Here is a 20,114-nt window from a genome sequence, read left to right as displayed (position 1 = left end):
CGATTGCCGATGTTCAGGCCGCTGGCTGCTTGGTCTTGCGCAGGTAGGGCAGGACGGTGTCGAAGGAGCCGAAACGGGTTATGGCGTCTTCGTTGGAAACGGCGGCGGTGATGATGACGTCGTCGCCCTGCTTCCAGTTCGCGGGCGTTGCGACCTGGTGCTTTGCGGTCAGCTGGATCGAGTCGATCGCGCGCAGGATCTCGTCGAAGTTACGGCCAGTGGTCATCGGATAGGTGAGGATCAGTTTGATCTTCTTGTCCGGGCCAATGACGTAGACCGAGCGGACGGTGGCATTGTCCGCGGGTGTGCGGCCTTCCGAGCTGTTGCCGGCTTCCTCGGGCAGCATGTCATAGAGCTTGGCGACCTTGAGATCCTTGTCGCCGATCAGCGGATATTCCACGTCGAAGCCGGTCGCGACCCGGATGTCCTGCTTCCACTTGCCGTGGCTTTCGACTGGATCGACCGAGATGCCTATGATCTTGACGCCGCGCTTGCGGAATTCGCCTTCGAGGCCCGCCATGGTGCCGAGTTCCGTGGTGCAAACCGGCGTGAAGTTCTTCGGATGGGAAAAGAGAACGGCCCAGTTGTCGCCGATCCAGTCGTGAAACTGGATGGTGCCCTGGGTGGTTTCAGCCGTGAAATCGGGGGCGGTCTGGTTGATGCGCAGGCTCATGATCGTTCTCCTGTTGATCGGATGGTGGGTGGGATCATTACAGGTTTTCCGTGTCACGTCGGCAAAGGCCATGCTCATCAAGGTGAACATGGCGGTCGAAAATTCTCTACTTCGACTATTATCGGCAATTGAAATCCAGGCGACAGGTCCTTCCCTTGCCGGATTCTTCCGGCCGCAAGGTGTTTCGAAGGGGAAATTGACGCGTTTCAGGATGCTTCCCGTTCCGCGAAGGTATCGCATTTCACGGGGGCTTGCGAATTTGTCACTTGATGACGCACCGGTTTGGGACCACATCTCCGGTAAAGTGAGTGGACTTCCTTCGTCTCATGCAAGAGAAACCGACAAGATTCCTGGACAGATGGGGCAGAGGGCTCGTGCTTTCCGTTGCCCTGCATCTCATTGTCCTTGTCGTGTTCCTGATGAAGCTCCCCGCCTTGCCAGAATTGCCGCAGGAGGAAGAGAGCGTCGCAGTAGAACTGGTGCCGCCGCCGGAGGAAGAGAAGCCGGCCGAGGAGCCCAAGCAGGAAGAGGAACAGGCGGCTGAACCGCCGCCTCCACCTCCCCCTCCGCCACCACCACCGCCGCCGGTCGAAGAGACGAAGGCTGAGGAGCCTCCTCCGACCATGCCCGTGCTCAATCCCGCGACCTTGTTCGGCGAGAAGGACAGTGGCACGCGCGGAGATCTTCGCGGCGATGCCGAGGAGAAGGAAGCCGACAAGCCGGTGGAGGCACCGCCAGTAGAGGAAAAGCAGGAGCCTGAGGCGGCGAAGACCGACGAGGCGCCGGACGAGGCCGAGCCTGAAGAAACAGCGGAAAGTGTAGAACAGCCTGCTGATGGGGGCGCGACCGAGGAAGGCGAGACGGAGTTTCCGACCGATCAGGCGCTGGCACTCGCCGCGCCGCCGCCGCCGAAACCGGCCAAGCCGACGGAAACAACGGATGCGAACGAGTCCGATGCCCCACTGGTGCCCAAGCCGGTAAAGCAGCTTTACACCGCCTCGTCGGCCGACGATGCCGTTTCCATGTCTAACATGGCCGGCGAGAGCCGCGGCGAGCGGATCAGCAGACTTTGCGGAACGGAGTTGCAAGCCCAGCTTTTTCGTAGTTCGCCGCCTTACGTGCCATATGCCTTGCCCGTGTTCACGCTGAGATCCGGCAATGTAGTTGATGCCCCTCGCTCGGCCTTCGGCGATGTCAAAGGCGTCTGGTATGATCTAGCCATGCGCTGCGCGGTCGATGAGGATGCGACCCGGGTCGTGGATTTCAGTTTTACCGTCGGGGCGCCGGTGCCGCGTAGCGAGTGGAAGAGGCGCAGATTCCCCGCTTACTGAGGCATGACGCGCCTGATCTGGCCGCCAGCCGAGTTGCCGCTATTCCAGAATATCGCGTACGACCCGCATGAAGATCCTTGCGCCGATGGCGATCAGGTCTTCGGGGAAGTCGTAGTCGGGATTGTGAAGCGCTGGGTGGGTTTCGCCGGAGCCGAGGAAGAACATGGCTGAAGGGGCGATGGCGCGGAAGCGGCCGAAATCTTCCGAGCCCCGCATCGGCAGATTGCGCTCGTCATGAGGGACGCCTTCGGCATCGAGTGCGCGGATCAGGTGATCGACGGCTTCCGGCGCGTTTTCGCAATGCAGGAAGATGTCGTCATAGGTGATGTCGAGGTCGAGATTGCCGTCTTCGGCGGCTGAACGGGCCAGCGCCTCCGCCTCGTTGCAGAGCTCGTCCATGCCGTCGTCGGTCAGGGTGCGCAGCGTCACCCAGATCTCGCCATTGCCGGGCGCGATGCCGAAGGCTTTTTCGCCGAGCGAAGCATGGGTGACGGTCGCCAGCCGGAAGTCGAGGGCCGGTGGAGCGCTACGCGACAGTCCTGTCAGGGCCGGCATCAGGGCTGCGATGGCGGACATGGGGGAAATGCCGGTTTCCGGCTGTGAGGCATGGGCCGTCTTGCCGGAAAGGGCGATGCGCATGCCGCGCGATGCGCAGTTCACCGGCCCGGATTTGATCGATACATGGCCAAGCGGCAGGCCCGGCAGATTGTGCAGGGAAAAGGCGAAGTCCGGCGTGATCTCCCGGAACCCGGGGTCGGCGATGACAGCCGCAGCGCCCGCTCCGGTTTCCTCCGCCGGCTGGAACAGCAACACGACGCGGCCGCGTTTCGGCAACTGGCGTGAAAGGCCGAGGGCGAGCGCCGTCATGATGGTCGAATGACCGTCATGGCCGCAGAGATGCCCCTTGCCCGGAATGGTCGAGCGGTATGCGGCGGAGGATTTCTCCTCGATCGGGAGGGCATCCAGCTCGCAGCGGAAGAGAAGCGTGGGGCCTGATGCCGCTCCCTCGAAGACGGCGGCAACGCCGTGGCCACCGAGGCCTGTCAGGATTTCTGCAGGCTTCAGGGGGGAGAGAAAGGAGACGATGCGCGCGGCCGTCCATTGCTCTTCGCCGGAGATTTCGGGGTGACGATGAAGGTCGCGGCGAAGGTCGATCAGGTCGACCAGATCGTGATTGGTGAGGAACATGGTTTGCCCTGACAGAATATGCTGGCGACAGGTCTACACCGCTTTGCCTCGGGTGCCTATCGGGTAGGTTTCGCGCATCAACCGTTCGATACGAGGTTGAAGGCGATGCTTCCCATGACCAGCGCTATCAAGCCGTCGAGGATCCGCCAGGCGGTACGGCGGGCGAAGATGGGACGAAGCACGCGTGCACCATAACCGAGCGAGAAGAAGAAGAGGAATGAGGCTCCTGCCGCACCGGCTGCAAAGGCCGTTTCCTCGCCGGGATAATGCCTGGAGATCGAGCCGATCAGGACGACGGTGTCGAGATAGACATGCGGGTTTAGCCATGTCAGCGCCAGGCAGGTGAGAAGGGCTGCCACAAGGCTCTGCTCTGCATCGCCCCGGACCGCCAGCGCGCTGTTGCCGCTGGCTGCAGAGCGAAGGCTGCGCAAGCCATAGAAGGCCAGAAAGGCCGCGCCGCCATAACGCAGCAGGGGATCGAGCCAGTCGATGCTGGCAATCATTGTGGAGAACCCGCCGACGCCGGCACCGATCAGCAGCGCGTCGGAGCCAGCGCAGGTAAGGCACACGGCGAGGACGTGGCGGCCCTGCAGCCCCTGACGCAGAACGAAGGCGTTCTGGGCACCGATGGCAACGATGAGGCTGAGGCCAAGCAGAAAGCCCGCGAGGGCGGCAGAGGTTGAGGCGGTCATGAAGATCCCGGTTTGGGTTAAGATGGGTCGGGATTGACTAGCCCGTCGCTCAAAATTAGAAAAATTAAATATCCTTACATATGATTAGGAAAATTAATCTCGTGCTGGATTACGATCACCTTTCCGCTCTTTCAGCCATTCTTCGGACAGGCTCGTTCGAGAAGGCGGCGCGACAGTTGGGGCTGACGCCGTCTGCGATTTCCCAGCGGATCAAGGCACTGGAGGAACGGGTGGGTGCGGTGCTGGTGGTGCGCGGACAGCCATGTCGGCCGACACTGGCAGGGCAGAGGCTTTTCCGCCATGCGGAAGAGGTCGCCCTGCTCGAGGCGGGGCTTGGGCGCGATCTGGGCGAATTCGCGGGAATGGCGAAAACGCCGAGCCTGCGGCTTGCGGTCAATGCCGACAGCCTTGCCACATGGTTCGTGCCGGCCATGGCCGCGGTCGATGCCTTCCTTTACGATCTGGTGCTGGATGATCAGGACCACAGCGCCGAATGGCTGCGTAGAGGTGAGGTGCGGGCAGCCGTTACCGGTTCTTCACAGGCGGTGCAGGGCTGCGATTGCCTTTATCTTGGTCGCCTGCGCTATTTCGCAACGGCCAGTCCCGATTTCATGGCCCGCTGGTTTCCGGATGGCGTGACGGCGGAACGGCTGGCCGTTGCGCCGACCATGACCTTCAATACCAAGGATACACTGCAATCCCGCTGGCTGGCTTTGGCTTTCGCGATGGATATTTCGCCGCCGACCCATTGGCTTCCATCGTCGCACGGCTTCGTCGATGCGACGCTTGCAGGTGTCGGCTGGGGAATGAACCCGGAAATACTCGTCAGCAATGAGATTACCGGCAGCAGGCTCTTAATGCTCCTGCCGGATCGCCCTCTCGATATTCCTCTCTACTGGCACTGGAGTCGGTCGGCGGGGCCGGCGCTGAAGGTCTTGACGGAAGCGGTGCTCGCCACCGCCCGCCGTCTGTTGGTGCAGGATCATCCGTGATCCTGTCCCTTGCCGGGGAGACATCCGGCCCTAATTGCTCTTGTCCGAGGAATAAGGAAGGAGAAGCCAATGTCTTTGAGGCAACAGATTTCCGGGGTTCTGGATGCCCTTAACCGGCGCGATCTGGCCTCGCTTGGGGGCTTCTTCGATGGCGATGCGGCGCTGGACATGCCGGACGGCACGCGCGTCATCGGCATCGAATCGCTGCGCGACACGCTTGCCGCCTATCTGCTGCGTCACGATGCCCGCTTCGCCAACAGTGTGGTGATGGTCGATGAAAGCGGTTTTCGTGGTGCGGTCGATGGCACGATGGAAGTCTCGGGCGCCGAGGCGACGTCGCTTCCCTGCGTCATGGTATTTGAAAGGGAAGACGAGCGTTTCTCCCGCCTCAGCCTTTATCTCTCGACGAGGCCTTGAGCGCCGATGCACTTCACTTGAGATAATCTTCCAGCACATCGACGATCATCGCGTGGTCCTCTTCGGAGGCCAGACCCGAAACTGTGATGGCGGCGACGACGCCGGTGCCGGTGACGCGCACCGGAAAACTTCCGCCATGGACCGCATAATCGAGCGGATCGAGTCCGTAGTCCGGGCCGACCGTGCGGCCCTTCTGGCGATAACTTTCGCCAACCCGCATGGAGGCCTTGTGAAAGCGCAGTGTGACGTTGCTCTTGCGGCGCGCCCAGTGGTCGTTATCCGGCGAGGAGCCGGGCAGGGCGGCATGGAAGAGCACCCGGTCGGGCGTGCGAATGTTGATGACCACCGGGGCTTTGTCGTGCCGCGCGCGTTTCAGGAGCCGCTTTCCGATTTCGATTGCTGTCTCCTCATCGAATGCGGGGAATACCAGCTTTGCCTCCTGGGCATCGATGATGGCGAGCAGGTCGGTCTTGTCGGCGGTCATGGTGGCTCCTCTCTCAGATGGAGCGGAGACTATAGCGACTATATTCCAATGGCCAGACGTCAATCAGGGCGACTGGCACCTCTAACAGTTTTGCGGCAAGGCGTCTGATGTGGTTATACCTGCTTTGGAAAGGCATGCCGTGGTTGCTATGAGTTACAATCTCAACGTCGTTCCTACCTGAGGATTGTCTCATGCAGAATGTATGAAGCTCAGCCGGATATTTTGAATTCGTCAGGACATGTCCGATTTTGACTTGACCGATGAGGAGAGATGAAGCTTTGGCGATGAGAACGATCACTATAGCGACGAACGGACAGGGGCTCTACGAATTTACCGACATGGTGGAGGATTTTGTCAGTGGTTCGGGAGTGCGTGAGGGGCTCATGACCGCGTTCGTCCGGCATACCTCGTGTTCGCTGCTCGTTCAGGAAAATGCTGACCCCTCTGTGCAGCGTGACCTCAAGGCGTTTTTTGCGCGGCTTGTGCCGCCTTCCGACGATGCGACCATGCGTTGGATCACCCACCGGGACGAAGGGCGGGATGACATGCCAGCTCATATCAAGGCGGCCCTGACGCAGGTTTCCATCGGTATTCCCTTCAGCAACGGTCGGTTACTTTTCGGCACCTGGCAGGGGATCTATCTCTTCGAGCATCGCGACCGGCCGTATCGCCGCGAAGTTGTGCTGCATAGCGCGCCTTGAGACATCGGGCAGTATGGCCGAGCAACATGCCATCCCTTTGTTTTAAAGGCGTTCTGAGTGAGGCGATCCGCGTCTTCCTTTTCGGGTCGCGCTGGGATCGGGTTTGGGTATTTCCGCGGGATCGGTGCCTCTTCGGGCATGAATGAAGACTGAACGATCAGTTCGGGCCGCATTCAGGCGGTGCCGCATAGTCTCTCTTCAATCGCTGAAGCAGGCGGGAATGACCAACGAAATTCCCAGATGAGGAGACAGACAATGATGGGTGTTTTTGCAAAGACCGGCCTTGCAGCCTTGATCGCGCTGGGCGCGACAGTTGCGACGCTTTCCCCGGCTGCCGCCGACGGCTGGCGCTTCCGTCATGATGGCCCCGCCTATGACATGGATTATGGTCGTGGCGGTCATAATGGCTACGAGCGTCGCCATCAGCGCCCGCGCGGCGGCTGCTTCCCCGGCGAAGCTGTCGAGAAGGCCCGCTGGAACGGTCTGCACCGTGCCCGTGTGCAAGACGTGACCCCGCGTCGCGTGGTCGTTGGCGGTGTCCGGCGCGGTGGTTTTGACCGCATGGTCTTCGCCAATGTGCGTGGTTGCCCGATTATCCGCTACTAATCGAAAGAGTAGCCGGCGGGATGGGCGGCTGTTATCAACTGTCCATCCCGACTCTTGTGAACGATGTCGAGAGCGGGATGCTCTCCCGATTCGCCGTCACAATGCGGATATCGCAGGCACCGCCTCCTCCTTTCGCCATGGAGTTTAGGATACTCTATCAGACTAGCTCGTTGCAGATCAGCGGAGTTGGTGTCTGCGGAGCCAATACGGTCCTATACCCTACGTCGGGTGGCCGCTCGGTTCTGCGCATTTAACGCTCTGATTTCAAATTCTTGTAAGTGAGTGACGCTCGCCACATACGTCTGAACAGACCCGCGTTGAAAACACTGTATTTTCTGTCCCCGTCGCCACATTCATTTGAGCACGTCGCCTCATACCTCTGAGCAAACACGGGTCCGTCGCCACATACGTTTGAGCAGGATAAAAAGCGATGGAACAGCGCAACCAAAACCTGTGCTACTCCATCGTATCAAGGCGGCGTGAGGAAGCTGCTTAGGGCATCTCAATAGTATCGGTTCGACATCTTTTTGATGTTTTCGAAGAGCTTGTCGACGAGCTGGATCGCGTTAGAACTTGTTCCGCCAAATAGCCCAGCGTTGAGCGGCGGCCAATTGTCTCCGTCGCGTTCAATCTCGGCTTTCAAACGCTGTGTGATCTGGTTTGAATGGTGCCAGACGAAGCGCCCTATGAGCGTGTACCGTCCATCACTTTTCGACGTCATGAGGTAGTGTAATGCGAGCAGGACTTCAAAACGCTCGAAATCCCGTTCAATTTCCCCGGAGCCATCGAGCTTACCGAGAACCGCCATCAGGTGATCGCTCATCGGCGTGTGTCGTGCTTGCTGATGCAGAGTGTTCTCGGCATCGTGGTTTACGATGTTGATTGCCCCAAGGTGCTCAAGTACGTTTTCCTCCTCACCTCCATGCATCAGGCGTCCTTCAAGGAGGTACTTGTATAGAGGCCAGTTGCCGCCCGACATCGCTCCGAATGCTGCCGCGTAGAAGCAAACTGCACCCGGGTATTTGTTCATTTCCAACCATACAGTCATGCCGCCGCGTCGACTGGAGGGAACCAGTTTGGTGATGGATTGCCGTATAGATTCAAAATTGTAGGCGTCAGCCCAGTGAGCCGCCGCAAACAGCATATGTTGTAGCCCGCCTGTAGAGGCATCATATGCTTCAAAACGTGCCTTAATAGTCGCCGTGTCGACCGGCCTCGCTTCCATTGTATATGCAGATTCCAAAAACGCTCTTACACGACTTGCCTCGTCGACTAAGAGGTCGTGAAATCTCACGCGATACGCTGGGGTCGCAACAAACTTCTTGACCGCCGAAACTTGCGCACTGACTGATAGAGGGTGAGCAGCTTTGGATTCCTTCAGGCCCTCGACCATTTCCTGTAGCTGCACGAAAAACTTGTCGGCTCCATCGATCTCGATGAGATGACCGCCTCGCAGGGTAAGCAGCTTCTCAGCTCGTACGCCGAGTTTCCCGCGAGCTGCCCAAAAAGTGGCGTATCGTCGAGATGAACACCGCTCAAATGCTTTCCTGAGAGCCTGATCCCATTCCCCGGACCAGCCGCACACAATCAATCCAAACTCATCTAGAATTCGGTCCAGATAAGCATCCATCGCCGGATCGTACGATGCGAGTTCGTCTTCCGTGTTTTTGATGCGGTCATCCAGGTAGTCACCGTGAATTTTCACAACCACGCACCTCTGATGCACCAGAGGGGCAGCGCCTTTAGTCGCATCAGCCGTGGATATGACGGTTGGAACGATACCGACATCCGTAAGCGCAACTTCCATTAGGCGGTCGAAATTCGTAGTGACTATCACCTTGATGAAGCCATCGCGCACCAGCTCAGCGATGGCGCGATGTGCTGCGGTTGGCATCTTGATGCCATCTTCCCGCTCTTCTTCTGTAGGCTCGAAGAACTCGTGCAAAATTGCGCGGCGTTCTGCTGGCGTCTTCGCGAGGATGTCGAGCAGTTCGGAGTAGCCAGGCTCTTTCCCAAATTTATCCTGATACCAACGTGCCGGATCACCCTTGGTGTCTTCAGCTGACAGAGCAGCAATGCGTTCGACCAGGTCAAGGGTGACCTCCCACCCAGTCGGAATTCCCGCACTTCGAGAGATACCGGAACCAAGTAGGACTGCGTACACGCCAGGAGACGTTTGAATTGAATGAGCTAGGGAGAGGATCGGGTCCATCATGATCTTTCAGTTGGTGACCGATGCATATGGAAGCAGTGCTTAACGGCGACAATGACTTGCTTGGTTCAGCTGGTTCACAGTTGAGCGGAATCCTCAACGGATCGCCGGTCTTTTTGCTCAGGGATTTTTGTGAATCCACCGAACACCTGCAAGGATGCGATGTCCCCTTTATTCAACCCATCTGAAGGGGCGCATCCTCATTGCATTGATCACATACTCAGCGGCGGCTTTGGTGTCGAAAACGAAAATTGATGCGTGTTGCTCGTCCGCCGCCTCTGAGCGTATCCCTCGGGCACATTCAGCAGCACCAGCCCCGCACGACCCGACGCGAAGACAGGATGACGACGCAGTGCATGCTTGAATGTGCAGAACAGGGCGTAGTCCCGAACTGATTTTGTGACGCTGATGTTCTTTTTGATAAACGACATTGGATTGTTTCCGGCGACGCTGTCGCAATACGAATTTCCAGTGGTCAGCCACGAAAGCGGCGAACGGTGGATTCGGGTCCGATAAGCGCATCATCAAGATCGATGGCGATGAAGCGCTGGAGGACCATTGACGCAAAAGCCGGTAGCGGCTGCGTCGTGCGAAAGCCGGATAGGCATTCAGCCAAAGTCATTGTGCCGCACTCATCCAGGGCCGCGAGGACACGAATACGGTCATCAAGGGTCACACTGTATCGCGCGTACCGCAGCAAATCCTTCGCGTTCCGCAATCGTATGGCGGGCAGTTCCGGTCTGGATAACGGGCGATATTGGTATCCGGCTGCCGTCGCCATTTCAGTGATTATGGCTGAAGGTCCGACCTTTGTGACTGCATCGATTAGAACGATCCCGCTTTGGCTTTCGGCAACCAGGTCTGGAACATGAGTAACACCGTCCATGACCAATTCGACGGTCCCACAGGTCCAGGAGATGACATCGTCATCCACATCCAGCAGGCATCCGATGTCTCGGGCCAACTGGTTGCGGAAAACGGCAGGGCCGTCGCAACGAACTGTATGAAGGGGGAATAAAGGTGTCACCGATGACACCGGCTGCTCCGGTGGAGCCGACAAATGACTGCTCATACGCAAAACCCTAAATGCAAATAATCTCAGCCTCCGCAGAGGCGGCGGATCAGAGCGATAGTCGTAGGGTGTGCAGAGCGATGTTCTTCATAATTCGAACAAATAGAGAACAAAAACTGATACGTCAACCCCCAATGAATGCTCCTTGAGCAGTTAAGGCAGAGTTCAGAACGCGCACCAATCCGGTGTGCAAAGGTAGCGGTTTGATCTACGGGCCCGTGAAAGCCCTTCCACAGTAACGGCTTTCATCGGCTTCATTTAGCTGCGCAGCTTTCTGACTCGTTCTTCGATCATCGTTCTCAGCCTGTTTTCAAACCGGTCATTACGCTGAGCCTGATGTTCTTTTTGGGGGAAGTGGAAGTCATGCTCAATGGCGGCAATGCCACCGAGGGCCGCTTGCATCGCCGGTATCGTGACATCCTTATCGTCACGATACGAGGGCCATGAAAAACCTAGCGTCTCCACGATAATGTCTGCTTTACCCTTTGCGAACTGCGGGAACTCCAAGATGAAATCCGGAACCAGAACTTTAGGAGCACCGTGCCTCTCTGCTTCGACAGCCGCGTCCTCGTCAGAAATGTTATCGCAAATTTGTTGATTTCCGATATCTGTCAGAGGTTTACGAACATTGACATCTATTAATCCACTGTACTCAACTTGAAGATTATGAATAATCTTCAAAGTCCCACGCTCATAGTTACTGTCTACCAGCATGAGGTTTCGCGAAGACACGCAAGGATGTACATACGCCCGCAGCAGACAAGTTTCAGGACTCGAACTCAGTCGGCCGATCAGCCCCGCGACAAGGTAAGTGCTCCAGGGTTTTACAGGTGCATCGCCCCGGCCGAATATCGATATGGTGCCGCGCACGGGCCTACGCGAGTTATCATTGCATATGAGGCTTCCCTCTGAAACGCCTTTGATCGTGTCGAGCAAAATTCCGTGCGGACGTATGTTATCTGGAAACTGTGCCCGACGTGATTTTTGATCAAAATCCCGAATAAAATCGTCGTATCGGCGCGTATCGGAACATAACATCGTGCTGACAGGCACATTTCGAGCGAGCCAGAAATTTCGCGCTTGTACTCTTAGTGACTCGAACTGTTCGCCCAACGTCGGTATTCCTACGCCTTGACGTTGGATTGTCGATGCTTCCGCCAAGGATACAAGCAGCTTGGCAAGCCCCGGCCGCCGGGTCGAATGGCTTTCTTTCACAATCCGAGAAACGTCCCCAGCATGAGATGCGGTGTGTTCTCTAAGAAGTGAAAATGGGGTAGCCGCTGGGTGGGGTCGAAGATTTTTTACAATAAATATCTGCTCTGTCGGCTCTACCGCGAACGGGCAGTCGTCTTGATGAGGCGCTGAATTCGGCGTCTTCCTTCGAACGTGAGTTCCATTCACGGGCGCAAGGATAGCACCCTTTCTACACCCACAGAAAAACCAATGGTTCTTGTTTTGGGCTGTTTCAACGATTGCCTTGGCGGCTTCACGACTGGCGGCAGAGCCTCCGTTTCTGCCGAACGCCGAAACGATTTTATCGCTCTCAGTGACAGGCTCCCGATCTGAGCCATCGTGCCTAGCACTCCACATAAACTATCCTTTGTCTCTTTCACAACACCGGTCCAGGCTAAAACAAACGGAGAGGCGCAATGGAACTAGATGAAGCGGAAGAAATTTTGGCCCTCGCAGCCTCGGCCCATTCAGGCGTTAAGGTTGAATTCCTTACAAAGCCTGAACATATCGAGGTATTCGCTTTCATTAGGCCGATATCCAAGCGAAGCCTGAAGCTTTGCGTCGAACTCTACACTGTCTTGTATAAGGATGGTCTGCCAGTTCAGTCTTGCAGCCAGAGGTGCGCGACGCCGCTGGATGCACTTAAGCAGCTGTCTAGTATAGCTCTGCCCTATTCTGATAGCGTTGGCGTTGTCGCTCCTCACTTCTATAAAAAATTGGAGAATATGTTCGTAGCGAGCGGATACGATACATGTGAAGCCGCCTTTGCACGGGTCAGAGAAGAAGTCCAATAATTACGATCTACACCGAGAAATCGCCAAATTCTTGGACCGTGTAGGGCTCCTGTTGATCAATGCTGGTCGCTTAATTGTAAGCCGAGCAAGGCTAAACAGTCGGAAATTTGTCAGAGCGAGCTGGCATCGATCTGGGAGGATATGATGACGAACGCCATTTACAAGGTTAGGGACTACTTCGAGGGAGGTGGCGATGGACACCAAATTTCGGAAACGTTCACAGCGGTTCCTGATCGGGACGGACACTTGAACAATTTCAGTTTGAAGTTTTGGACAGATGACGCGAAGGCTGCGTCAGCGAGCGCGGCAACATAGCCTTAGACGGCAGTCACCTTGGCAACGTTCTGGTTTTGCGTTTCCATTCTAGCGTCAAAGCAGCGAATGACCGGGGTGCCGTTTATCTTCTCGGCACAGATGAAGCCTGTGAGTTCGTCGTCAACGAACACAACTGAAGAAATACGACCAGTGCGGTAGGAGCCGGTATCTATGGCTATCCGGTTCCCGTGCACCTCGGGAAATTCGCTATCGGTGATGGTGTGTCCGTGGACGACAGTCTTCTCAAAGTCGCCGCTGAAGTCGATGAAACCCTCCCTGATCCATCGGAGATCATGAGGATTCTGATCCTCCAACTTGACGCCAGGCCGAACACCTGCATGCACGAAACAGAAATTTGTGGTTTCCACCTTGTCGACTGCCGACTGCAGCATTTCGAGGTGATGATCGTAAAATTCTTGAAAATGGGCGGTAAACTCAGGGAATGACGGCCGGTGACCGCCACAATAGGACTCGACGGTTTGCCAGCCACCAAAATCTTCGAGCCAAGCAGCCTGCTCGTCTGGCCTGAGAATACCGCTGACCGCGTGCCAGAAGCGTTCATCATGATTGCCCAGCACGAACTTTGAGCCCGGATGCAGCAACATCGTCTGGTTGACGATTTCCATGCACTCCTTGCTGTCTGGACCTCGATCAACGATGTCGCCGAGGAATATGAAGCGTCGAGCATGGTTGTCCGCATCTTCTTTTATCGCTGCAAGGAGCGGAAGAAGGAGATCGTCTCTGCCGTGGATATCCCCGATTGCATACGCCAGGTTCATGCTGAATGGTGTCCGTTCCGTGATCTGGTTGACCTCTACGTTCAAAAGGTTTCCGACGCCTTGCCCTGACAACGCATTATGTCGTGACGTCATTGCAGTATTTGGGCCACGAAGGGCCGCAATGAAAGGCGTAATAGGAGGAGTTTGGTCGCAAAACCGATTTTGCTAGGTTGTCAGTCTAAGGGGAGATGTCGCGATGGTCGGCGATTGCGATGACGGTCGTTGTTCCTTGAGTGTCAAAGAGCAACTGGCGTCGTATCTTGGACGTCATACACCAGCCGCGAGAAACCCGACTTCAATCGATGGTCAAGCAACGCCTTCATGATCTGAGCGCACGTCTCGGGTGTCGCGACGATCTTGCCATCGCCGTCGAATTCTATGGTGAAACCATACTCTGCCTGATCGGCTCGAAGCCGACCCATGAAGTCGACATCTCGGTAATGCCCCTTCTGCCGAATGGCACACGCACGCCTCAGTTGAATCTTGTTATCACCTACATAAGCGACCAAGGGTGCAACATCCACAAATGCGGCAAGGAATTCCGCTTCGGCCTGAAGCTCTACAAAATCCTCTCTTTGGGTGCTTTTGTATCGCAAAACGGACTCGAAGGCCCCCTTGTTTCTCACCAGGACATTGTCGTCAAAGATAAAGAAGTCGAAGGTCTTGCTCAGTTCGAAATGCGGCCGGTCATCAATCGCCAATTGCTGATCAGCAAAATATAGATTTCTGACTGACGCGGCCTTCTTTGTTTTCCAGCCGCTTTCGGTTTTCTTGACAGCAAAGACGATCTGATCACCGACGACGAATTTTGCGACATAGAATTTCGCGTTGAACAGGTGGTTTACCTGAGATGCCTTCTTCACAGGTATCTCGGCCGCGACTTCGTCTATCAGCAAATTTGCGTGGGTTTCATCTGCAGGGATTTGGAGTGCACTGGCCTCATTGTTCTGCGCAAGCAAACCGTACTCGATGACTTCCTCAATCTTCGCTAGTTCGCCCGCGAACGTTTCTTTTAGAGCAGCGTCGACGCCGTCCGTGGTGTCCACCCATCTTCCAGAATATCCTGGTGCCGCAGCAGCAGGACCGCTTGGGCCTTTAACGGACCATAAGGTTACCTGTGCATTTGCCAAATCGAGGGCTTTCAAATCCTGTAAAGCTGGCATCAGTCACTGGCCTCCGTTCTCTGTGATTTGATGATCATTACGTCCTGGATCGTCGCCACACTGCAGCGCGTATTGGGCTGAAGATCGCTTTGCGACAACGCCCAAGACGTGCGGGCTTCAGTGTCGCCAGGATAGGAAACCGTGACCTCATAGAGCCGCCAGCCAAACGCGATTAGGAGCGGATTCAGGATCAGTTGCCCTGATCTGTATGTGATCACGAACATCCATCCCAAGAAAACTAAAAGCCCAACGAACTTCCCAGTGTCCTTGTATTCCAGGCTCATGAACGAGACGACATACGGCAGTGTGTACGCCATCAGCTCCGCTGGAATGTATTTCGCCTCTTTGACGTCCACGGGAATTTTCGGTTTGACGGTTTTCAGAACTCCGAAGGAGAAAAATACGCAAACCAGGCAAATCGCAAACGCCGGAATAGACAGCGTCCAGTTTCGGAATGGCATCACGCAAGGGCCAATCCCGATGGGCCAACAAAAATCAGCCGACAGGAGTTCGTAACGAAAATCCTGGGCAAGCAGGATCAAACTCAAAGGAAAGTATGAGCCAATAAACACGACCAAACTGGCGATGATTCGAAGTTTCAAGGTGACTTGCTCCAGTTGCCCGAAGATGCGTCAGTTAGGCAGCAGATGCGAGAGCAGAATCTGAAATGCACAGCTTTTCCGTGCAGAAGCGGGGGTCATGGGCCGAGCAACGGTCATTGAGAGTGACTGGGTCCGCCTAAAAGGCACAACCCAAAAGAGAATTCGGGCGATTTTGCTCAAATTTCGAGGCGAAAGTTCAAATGTATGTGGCGAACAGCAGTGAGGTGGTGGGCCCGGAGGGACTCGAACCCCCAACCAAGCGGTTATGAGCCGCCGGCTCTAACCATTGAGCTACAGGCCCTGCCCGGGTGAGGGGCGGTCGTGCGGGCAATGGCACCCGCAACGGTCGGTTCGCTCTAACGCAATTCTTACATACCCACAAGCCTCTGCCGCAATGGCTTCACAATCACAAGTCAACAAGGCAGGGAATAGGGACGCTTTCATCAAAGGGAATCACGATGACCAACAGCAAGATCGGGGGCCTGGCCCTCGCAGCAATGATCACCACCACTCTGATTGCGCCTTCCTCGGCATGGAGTGCCGAGCAGGAAAAGCGCGAAGCCACAATTATGGTTTCCGGTGAAGGTGAGACCACGCTTGCGCCCGACATGGCGACGGTGATGCTGAGCGTCGTACGTCAGGCCAAGACGGCCGAGGAAGCGATGAAGGCAAACAACGAGGCCATGGCGAAGGTTCTCGCAGCCCTCAAGGACCAGGGCATCGCGGAACGTGACCTGCAGACTTCGGATTTCTCCGTTCAGCCGCAATATAGTCAGGACAAGGCCACTGACGGCAGCTATCAGGCGCCGGAAATCGACGGCTACCTCGCCACCAACTCTCTGGCTGTGAAAGTGCGTGATCTCTCAAAGCTCGGCGGCTTGATCGATGCGAGCGTCAAGCTCGGCGTCAACCAGGGCGGCAATATCGTCTTCGGCAATGATGATCCGAAGGGCGCCGTTACGGAAGCCCGCAAGAAAGCGGTTGCTGAGGCTGCGGAAAAGGCAAAAATTCTCACTGAAGCGGCCGGCGTGCAGCTGGGACGTGTTATTGAGATCAGCGAGAACTTCGCCCGCCCCATGGCTCAGCCGATGTACCGGGTGGCCATGGCCAAGGAAATGGCGGCTGATGCCGTGCCGGTCGCAGGTGGCGAGAACAGCTACACCGTTACCGTCAACATTACCTACGCCATCGAACAGTAAGCGGCTTGGCCTCAACCTGTTTGCCTGGCCAGTATAATCGATGACCGAAGGGCCGGGGTTTCCACCGACGCCGGCCCTTTTGTTCGTCCGTCAATGATGGACTACCACCCGACAGCATCGCGATTTGCGCGGTCGCTTGCGCAATTGCCGGATGGGAACGCGTAGCGCAAATTTCTTGATACCACGTCGAGGGCTACACCCGGCTGGGGAGCATCTGCGGGTGCCGGATGAACGGAGTTCGCGATCGTGTCCGATGTCATATCTCCGGCCTGAGATTTCTTCTGAGGGCCATCGCAATCGGCATTCAGCAAACGAGTGTCGTTCCAGCAGGGGCATTGGTTTTTCTCGCCTCACGTGCACAATACATCTGATCGAAAGAGGTATTGCAGGAACCCATGACGGGAGCGGCTGGAAGAACCCTGTATTCCCAGTTTTGGGCCAAGACGGCTGATAAGGAGTGCCGCGGCTACAAGCCGGTCGGACATCACCTCCTTGACGTGGCAGCTGTCGCGGGGCGTTATCTGGCGAAAAATCCGGCGCGGCTGGAGCGTGAGAGGAGACTGAGCGGACTGAGCGGTCCGGAGCATGTCAGGCTTTGCGCAGCGCTTGCCGGACTTCATGACCTCGGCAAGATTTCGCGACCGTTTCAGTCGCAGGCACCGGCCTTCTGGCCGGCCGCTCTTTCCGGTTCCTGCCCTTCGCAGGATCGCCGGCTCAGTCACTGGGAGGCGACGGCTGTTCTGCTGCAGGACCGGGAAATTGAGCGTCTGCTTAAAGCCTCGCTTCCGACCTTCGTCATCGACAACCAGATTGTCGCCGCGGTCGCGGGACATCACGGCGTGGCGCCAGATGGAAATCTTCTCGGCGCCACAGGCGAGATTACCCTTCTTCGACCGGTCATTGGCGAGGATTGCATCGGTATTGCCCGTTCGCTTGTCGCCGAGCTCTTGCCACTGCTGGCGCCGAATGCACTCGAAGACGGCGATACATGCCATGCCGAAGCCTTCTCCTTCAGCCTGAACGGCCTGATCACGCTTGCGGACTGGGTAGGTTCCGACGTCGATGCGTTTCCCTTCGAGGAGCCGGAGATGTCGCTTGAGGCTTATCATCCGCTGGCGCTCGAAAGGGCTGACAGGGCGCTTTCAGCCAAGGGGCTGGTCCCCATGAAGCATCCGTTGTCGGTGCGGCTTTCAGATCTTTCGCCGCGTGCAGGGGGATCGCCACGTCCGATGCAGCGCCTCGCCGATGGGCTTCATTTCGATGCCACGCCGCAAATGGTGGTGATCGAGGATGGCACGGGATCGGGCAAGACAGAGGCCGCGCTGTTGATTGCGGCGCGGATGATGGCCGCAGGACTTGGCGAGGGAGTTTATGTGGCATTGCCGACGATGGCGACCGCGAATGCCATGCATGGGCGTCTGGAAAATGCAATTCGGGGCCTGTTCGACGAGAGTGGCGAGCGTATGGCATCGCTGGTGCTGGCCCATGGGCGATCGAGGCTGGCGCGGGAACTCGATGCTCTCTCTGCGCGTCACGATGGCGGGCAGGGGCGGGAGGAGAGCGTTGCTTCCCGTTTCAACGCCTGGATAGGCGACAGCCGCAAGACGGCCTTCTTCGCCGATGCCGGAGCGGGAACCATCGATCAGGCCTTTCTTTCCATCCTCCCGAAGAAGCATCTGACGTTGCGCCAGTATGCGCTGGCCGGACGCATCCTCGTCATCGATGAGGCGCATGCCTGCGATGCCTATATGGGAGAGGAGTTGAACACGCTCGTCCGACAACAAGCGCGGCTTGGCGGTTCGGTCATCATTCTGTCCGCGACGCTTGGCCGGCGTCAACGGCGGGAGCTGATCACTGCCTTTGCCAGCGGCCGCGGTGTGCGGCAGAGACGGATGCAGGCGCTGTTTGCCGCGCCGCTTTCCGAGGCTTATCCCCTCCTGACACGTTATGCCGGTGGCGAGATCGAGGAGCATGCGTCGGATACCGCGCCCGGACTTGCCCGCTCGGTCGTTATCCGCCGTCTCGGCGACCGGAAGGAGGCGCTCGCCGAAGCGCTTGCCGCAGCCGGTAGGGGGGCCGCCGTGGCGATGGTGTGTAATGCGGTCGACAGCGCCATCGCGATGCACAGGGCGCTGATTGATGCAGGGCATCCTCCGCACCGCCTGACATTGTTTCACGCTCGCTTCGCCATGGGCGACCGGATGGCGACAGAGGAGAAGGTGCTGCGGCTGTTCGGGCCGGATAGCGGAAGCGGCGACCGCATTGGCCAGATCCTCGTCGCGACCCAGGTGGTCGAGCAGAGCCTCGACCTGGATTTCGACCTGATGATTTCGGATCTCGCCCCCGTCGATCTGCTGATCCAGCGCGCAGGCAGGCTATGGCGTCACAGGCGGGAAGGGCGGCCGCTCGCCGAGCCTGTCATGGGCGTGATCTCGCCTGACCCCGCCGATGCGACCGAGATCGACTGGCTGGGAGAGGTGCTCGGGCCGGCCGCCTATACCTATCGATTGCCCGGCGTTGTCTGGCGCAGCGCACGCGATCTTTTTCAGAACGGCAGGTTGGAAACGCCTGGCGATCTCAGGCCGCTGATCGAGGCCGCCTACCGGCTCGAGCCGGACGACCTGCCACAGGCGCTCGCGGCCGCACACGATGCATCGCTCGGCAATGATTATGCAGCCGTTACCATTGCACGCAACAACACGATCGACCCGGGGCGTGGCTATGGCGATGTTCGTCGGGTATCCCTGGATGAGGAGATTGGCACCCGACTGGGAGAGGAGACCGTGACCGTTCGTCTCGCTCGGCGCTCCGGCGGCTTGCTGGTGCCGGCGGTCAGGCGTGATGGAGCGGGTGTGGGGCTCGACTGGGCGCTGAGCGAGCTTTCCGTCCGGAAGCGCTGGCTGCTTGCCGGGGCCGCGATACTCGATGGTGGCGGCCTGCCGGCTCCGCGCGATCCGGCGGCACGAGACGCGGCGCGCGGCCTCTGGCCTGAATGGGAACGGACGATCGCTCTTTATGAAGTCGATTCGGACGGATCTCTTGCGACCGCACAGGACATGGGCCTTTTCTACGATGGCGTCGGCGGTTTGCGAAGGCAGTCTGTGTCCGGGGCGTGAACTCGACGAGGGGGCGCCGTTCAGGGCTCATTTCAGCAGCCTTCGTAGGCCAAAACCTCCACTTTTTTCCGCCTGCCCATGCCCGTCTAAAGGGCCCGAAAAACGATCCCAAAATCGGTACTTGTCAAATCGTCTGGATTTCCTAATAATTTCAGCGGCTTTCAGGAAGAGTGTTCCCCGCACACGCGGGGATGAACCGAGGCTGAGGCTGTCTTTGATACCTATCTGGCCGTGTTCCCCGCACACGCGGGGATGAACCGTGCGGGAGTATGTGGCTACCTCAGATGCCCGCGTGTTCCCCGCACACGCGGGGATGAACCGGCGTTTATCGCAAAGGGTCCGAGACTGACGAAGTGTTCCCCGCACACGCGGGGATGAACCGTGGCACGTCGGCGGTTTCGAAGTCGTGCGTGTGTGTTCCCCGCACACGCGGGGATGAACCGATTGATGCCCTCCCCGCGAACATGACGACGAAGTGTTCCCCGCACACGCGGGGATGAACCGAAATTGCTGCGGCGAACCGGTTCAACGAGCTGCGTGTTCCC

General features: G+C 57.6%; 19 protein-coding genes, 1 tRNA gene and 1 CRISPR repeat array (1 of these 21 running past the window's edge). Of the genes, 8 read left to right on the top strand and 12 right to left on the bottom strand.

Annotated features, from left to right (window positions below; all coding sequences use genetic code 11):
* Positions 1-13: 13 nt before the first annotated feature.
* Positions 14-673 carry a peroxiredoxin gene (locus H4I99_RS05850; RefSeq protein WP_163900012.1) on the bottom strand — a complete coding sequence of 220 codons (660 nt, stop codon included), beginning with the start codon at positions 671-673 and terminating at the stop codon, positions 14-16.
* A 374-nt stretch (positions 674-1,047) separates the two neighbouring features.
* Between H4I99_RS05850 and H4I99_RS24745 the strand changes: the two genes are divergently transcribed.
* Entirely contained in the window at positions 1,048-2,004 is a 957-nt protein-coding gene (locus H4I99_RS24745) for a DUF930 domain-containing protein (RefSeq protein ID WP_163900010.1), read from the top strand.
* Positions 2,005-2,043: 39 nt separating this feature from the next.
* Here H4I99_RS24745 and H4I99_RS05840 read toward each other — a convergent pair whose 3' ends face one another.
* Both H4I99_RS05840 and H4I99_RS05835 read right to left on the bottom strand, forming a co-directional pair.
* The gene (locus tag H4I99_RS05840; RefSeq protein WP_163900008.1) at positions 2,044-3,192 is read right to left on the bottom strand and encodes an amidohydrolase; all 1,149 of its coding nucleotides are present in this window, start codon (positions 3,190-3,192) and stop codon (positions 2,044-2,046) included.
* Between the two features lie 77 nt (positions 3,193-3,269).
* On the bottom strand, positions 3,270-3,884 hold the full coding sequence (locus H4I99_RS05835) for a LysE/ArgO family amino acid transporter (RefSeq protein WP_163900006.1): 615 nt from the start codon (positions 3,882-3,884) through the stop codon (positions 3,270-3,272).
* Between the two features lie 101 nt (positions 3,885-3,985).
* Here H4I99_RS05835 and H4I99_RS05830 point away from each other — a divergent pair, with 101 nt between their 5' ends.
* Together H4I99_RS05830 and H4I99_RS05825 are read left to right on the top strand one after the other, a co-directional pair.
* Positions 3,986-4,876, top strand: coding sequence for a LysR family transcriptional regulator ArgP (locus tag H4I99_RS05830; protein WP_206110881.1), 891 nt, complete (start codon positions 3,986-3,988; stop codon positions 4,874-4,876).
* 69 nt (positions 4,877-4,945) lie between these two features.
* Positions 4,946-5,293: a nuclear transport factor 2 family protein gene (locus H4I99_RS05825; protein ID WP_163900002.1), complete on the top strand. Its 348-nt coding sequence runs from the start codon at positions 4,946-4,948 to the stop codon at positions 5,291-5,293.
* A gap of 13 nt (positions 5,294-5,306) precedes the next feature.
* On the opposite strand, the gene H4I99_RS05820 is transcribed toward H4I99_RS05825, so the two are convergent.
* Positions 5,307-5,777, bottom strand: a complete 471-nt coding sequence (locus tag H4I99_RS05820; RefSeq protein WP_163900000.1) for a heme-degrading domain-containing protein — start codon at positions 5,775-5,777, stop codon at positions 5,307-5,309.
* A gap of 284 nt (positions 5,778-6,061) precedes the next feature.
* Here H4I99_RS05820 and H4I99_RS05815 point away from each other — a divergent pair, with 284 nt between their 5' ends.
* Together H4I99_RS05815 and H4I99_RS05810 are read left to right on the top strand one after the other, a co-directional pair.
* Positions 6,062-6,478 (top strand): secondary thiamine-phosphate synthase enzyme YjbQ, encoded by a 417-nt coding sequence (locus tag H4I99_RS05815; protein WP_163905751.1) that lies wholly within the window; start codon positions 6,062-6,064, stop codon positions 6,476-6,478.
* Between the two features lie 255 nt (positions 6,479-6,733).
* Positions 6,734-7,084 carry a hypothetical protein gene (locus H4I99_RS05810; RefSeq protein WP_163899998.1) on the top strand — a complete coding sequence of 117 codons (351 nt, stop codon included), beginning with the start codon at positions 6,734-6,736 and terminating at the stop codon, positions 7,082-7,084.
* A 502-nt stretch (positions 7,085-7,586) separates the two neighbouring features.
* Here H4I99_RS05810 and H4I99_RS05805 read toward each other — a convergent pair.
* The 4 genes from H4I99_RS05805 to H4I99_RS24870 form a co-directional block, all read right to left on the bottom strand.
* Positions 7,587-9,299, bottom strand: coding sequence for an SIR2 family protein (locus H4I99_RS05805; RefSeq protein WP_163899996.1), 1,713 nt, complete (start codon positions 9,297-9,299; stop codon positions 7,587-7,589).
* A gap of 209 nt (positions 9,300-9,508) precedes the next feature.
* Positions 9,509-9,727: a hypothetical protein gene (locus H4I99_RS05800; protein ID WP_163899994.1), complete on the bottom strand. Its 219-nt coding sequence runs from the start codon at positions 9,725-9,727 to the stop codon at positions 9,509-9,511.
* 44 nt (positions 9,728-9,771) lie between these two features.
* Positions 9,772-10,368, bottom strand: coding sequence for a hypothetical protein (locus tag H4I99_RS05795; RefSeq protein ID WP_163899992.1), 597 nt, complete (start codon positions 10,366-10,368; stop codon positions 9,772-9,774).
* 258 nt (positions 10,369-10,626) lie between these two features.
* Positions 10,627-11,958: a DUF8534 domain-containing protein gene (locus tag H4I99_RS24870; RefSeq protein ID WP_521705698.1), complete on the bottom strand. Its 1,332-nt coding sequence runs from the start codon at positions 11,956-11,958 to the stop codon at positions 10,627-10,629.
* Positions 11,959-12,017: 59 nt separating this feature from the next.
* On the opposite strand from H4I99_RS24870, the gene H4I99_RS05785 reads away from it, so the two are divergent.
* The gene (locus tag H4I99_RS05785) at positions 12,018-12,395 is read left to right on the top strand and encodes a hypothetical protein (RefSeq protein WP_163899988.1); all 378 of its coding nucleotides are present in this window, start codon (positions 12,018-12,020) and stop codon (positions 12,393-12,395) included.
* A 317-nt stretch (positions 12,396-12,712) separates the two neighbouring features.
* Here the strand turns inward: H4I99_RS05785 and H4I99_RS05780 are convergent, their stop codons facing one another.
* From H4I99_RS05780 to H4I99_RS05765, 4 genes are all read right to left on the bottom strand, one after another.
* Positions 12,713-13,534 (bottom strand): metallophosphoesterase, encoded by an 822-nt coding sequence (locus H4I99_RS05780; RefSeq protein WP_163899986.1) that lies wholly within the window; start codon positions 13,532-13,534, stop codon positions 12,713-12,715.
* Between the two features lie 191 nt (positions 13,535-13,725).
* Positions 13,726-14,652: a Kiwa anti-phage protein KwaB-like domain-containing protein gene (locus tag H4I99_RS05775; RefSeq protein ID WP_163899984.1), complete on the bottom strand. Its 927-nt coding sequence runs from the start codon at positions 14,650-14,652 to the stop codon at positions 13,726-13,728.
* On the bottom strand, positions 14,652-15,254 hold the full coding sequence (locus H4I99_RS05770) for a KwaA family protein (RefSeq protein ID WP_163899982.1): 603 nt from the start codon (positions 15,252-15,254) through the stop codon (positions 14,652-14,654). The genes H4I99_RS05775 and H4I99_RS05770 overlap by 1 nt, the downstream gene beginning before the upstream one ends.
* A 225-nt stretch (positions 15,255-15,479) precedes the next feature.
* Positions 15,480-15,555, bottom strand: a tRNA-Ile gene (locus H4I99_RS05765).
* A gap of 157 nt (positions 15,556-15,712) precedes the next feature.
* Between H4I99_RS05765 and H4I99_RS05760 the strand changes: the two genes are divergently transcribed.
* A complete protein-coding gene (locus H4I99_RS05760; protein ID WP_163899980.1) occupies positions 15,713-16,453 on the top strand; it encodes an SIMPL domain-containing protein in 741 nt (246 codons plus the stop codon).
* 395 nt (positions 16,454-16,848) lie between these two features.
* Positions 16,849-19,569 (top strand): CRISPR-associated helicase Cas3', encoded by a 2,721-nt coding sequence (gene cas3 / locus H4I99_RS05755; protein ID WP_163899978.1) that lies wholly within the window; start codon positions 16,849-16,851, stop codon positions 19,567-19,569.
* 170 nt (positions 19,570-19,739) lie between these two features.
* Positions 19,740-20,114: direct repeats of the CRISPR family, unit length 29 nt; unit sequence GTGTTCCCCGCACACGCGGGGATGAACCG; it runs 21 nt beyond the window's last position.

It is taken from the genome of Paenirhizobium daejeonense (assembly GCF_014280875.1).
Taxonomy (GTDB): Bacteria; Pseudomonadota; Alphaproteobacteria; order Rhizobiales; family Rhizobiaceae; genus Allorhizobium; species Allorhizobium daejeonense.
The sequence above is the reverse complement of the archived record's forward strand: the minus strand, read 5'-3'. Positions and strand labels throughout refer to the sequence as shown.

Coding starts and splice junctions, on each gene's coding strand:
- H4I99_RS05850 (WP_163900012.1), bottom strand. CDS start 673: ATGAGCCTGCGCATCAACCAGACCGCCCCCGATTTCACGGCTGAAACC.
- H4I99_RS05840 (WP_163900008.1), bottom strand. CDS start 3,192: ATGTTCCTCACCAATCACGATCTGGTCGACCTGATCGACCTTCGCCGC.
- H4I99_RS05835 (WP_163900006.1), bottom strand. CDS start 3,884: ATGACCGCCTCAACCTCTGCCGCCCTCGCGGGCTTTCTGCTTGGCCTC.
- H4I99_RS05825 (WP_163900002.1), top strand. CDS start 4,946: ATGTCTTTGAGGCAACAGATTTCCGGGGTTCTGGATGCCCTTAACCGG.
- H4I99_RS05820 (WP_163900000.1), bottom strand. CDS start 5,777: ATGACCGCCGACAAGACCGACCTGCTCGCCATCATCGATGCCCAGGAG.
- H4I99_RS05815 (WP_163905751.1), top strand. CDS start 6,062: ATGAGAACGATCACTATAGCGACGAACGGACAGGGGCTCTACGAATTT.
- H4I99_RS05810 (WP_163899998.1), top strand. CDS start 6,734: ATGATGGGTGTTTTTGCAAAGACCGGCCTTGCAGCCTTGATCGCGCTG.
- H4I99_RS05805 (WP_163899996.1), bottom strand. CDS start 9,299: ATGATGGACCCGATCCTCTCCCTAGCTCATTCAATTCAAACGTCTCCT.
- H4I99_RS05800 (WP_163899994.1), bottom strand. CDS start 9,727: ATGTCGTTTATCAAAAAGAACATCAGCGTCACAAAATCAGTTCGGGAC.
- H4I99_RS05795 (WP_163899992.1), bottom strand. CDS start 10,368: ATGAGCAGTCATTTGTCGGCTCCACCGGAGCAGCCGGTGTCATCGGTG.
- H4I99_RS24870 (WP_521705698.1), bottom strand. CDS start 11,958: ATGTGGAGTGCTAGGCACGATGGCTCAGATCGGGAGCCTGTCACTGAG.
- H4I99_RS05785 (WP_163899988.1), top strand. CDS start 12,018: ATGGAACTAGATGAAGCGGAAGAAATTTTGGCCCTCGCAGCCTCGGCC.
- H4I99_RS05775 (WP_163899984.1), bottom strand. CDS start 14,652: ATGCCAGCTTTACAGGATTTGAAAGCCCTCGATTTGGCAAATGCACAG.
- H4I99_RS05760 (WP_163899980.1), top strand. CDS start 15,713: ATGACCAACAGCAAGATCGGGGGCCTGGCCCTCGCAGCAATGATCACC.
- cas3 (WP_163899978.1), top strand. CDS start 16,849: ATGACGGGAGCGGCTGGAAGAACCCTGTATTCCCAGTTTTGGGCCAAG.